At 52.8% G+C, this 830-nt stretch carries 1 protein-coding gene; it reads left to right on the plus strand.

Annotated elements, in window-relative coordinates; genetic code table 11:
* Positions 1-32: 32 nt before the first annotated feature.
* Positions 33-830: IS5 family transposase (locus MKS11_RS27430; RefSeq protein ID WP_284109799.1), on the plus strand; the 798-nt coding region annotated here is incomplete at its 3' end.

The following is an 830-nucleotide window of genomic DNA, read 5'->3' on the forward strand; positions in this document are numbered from 1 at the left end:
GGCTTTGTTGAATAAATCGAACTTTTGCTGAGTTGAAGGATCAGATCACGCATCTTCCCGACAACGCAGACCGTTCCGTGGCAAAGCAAAAGTTCAAAATCTCCAACTGGCCCACCTACAATAAAGCCCTCATCAACCGTGGCTCCATAACTTTCTGGCTGGATGATGAAGCTATTCAGGCCTGGTATGAGTCAGCAACACCTTCTTCACGAGGCAGACCTCAGCGCTATTCTGACCTTGCCATCACGACTGTGCTGGTCATTAAACGCGTATTCAGGCTGACCCTGCGCGCTGCGCAGGGCTTTATTGATTCCATTTTTTCTCTGATGAACGTTCCGCTACGCTGCCCGGATTACAGCTGTGTCAGCAGGCGGGCAAAGTCGGTTAATGTCAGTTTCAAAACGCCCACCCGGGGTGAAATCGCACACCTGGTAATTGATTCCACCGGGCTGAAGGTCTTCGGTGAAGGCGAGTGGAAAGTCAAAAAGCATGGCCAGGAACGCCGTCGTATCTGGCGTAAGCTGCATCTCGCCGTTGACAGTAAAACACATGAAATCATCTGCGCTGACCTGTCGCTGAACAATGTGACGGACTCAGAGGCCTTCCCCGGGTTAATCCGGCAAACCCACCGGAAAATCAGGTCAGCCGCCGCCGATGGCGCTTACGATACCCGGCTATGTCACGATGAACTGCGGCGTAAGAAAATCAGCGCGCTTATCCCTCCCCGAAAAGGTGCGGGTTACTGGCCCGGTGAATATGCAGACCGTAACCGTGCAGTGGCTAATCAGCGAATGACCGGGAGTAATGCGCGGTGGAAATGGACAACAGAT

The sequence above is a fragment of the Klebsiella sp. K5-45 genome (assembly GCF_030128605.1).
Classification (GTDB): domain Bacteria; phylum Pseudomonadota; class Gammaproteobacteria; order Enterobacterales; family Enterobacteriaceae; genus Klebsiella; species Klebsiella quasipneumoniae.